Source organism: Anaerococcus sp. HMSC068A02 (assembly GCF_001811125.1).
Classification (GTDB): Bacteria; Bacillota; Clostridia; order Tissierellales; family Peptoniphilaceae; genus Anaerococcus; species Anaerococcus vaginalis_C.
In genome coordinates this window covers 1-285 of record NZ_KV803727.1, presented here as the reverse complement: position 1 = coordinate 285, position 285 = coordinate 1, and the positions used below count along the sequence as shown (strand labels likewise).

Sequence of the window (285 nt, the reverse complement as noted above, 5' to 3'; positions counted from 1 at the left end):
TTCATATCTTGATATTACAAGCTCTAAGTCTTTAATCTCTTTACTTAACGCGAGTTGCTCAGTTTCATATTGGTTATTTAAAATTTCATAGCGATTATTCGGTATCTTATTTAAAATCATATCTTCATAAATTCTGCACATCAATCGTTCCAGCTCTTGAAGCCTGTTTTGGCTTTCTGTTAATCTTATCTTTTTCTTTTCTATATGTGCCTTTTCCTTTTCTTCCATTTCATTTTGAATGGAATGAATAAATGCTTCATTATCTTCATCAAGATAATTTTTTAT

General features: G+C 28.8%; 1 pseudogene. It reads right to left on the bottom strand.

Annotated elements, in window-relative coordinates:
- Positions 1-285, bottom strand: a pseudogene (locus HMPREF2782_RS03045) (recombinase TnpX); the annotation flags it as partial.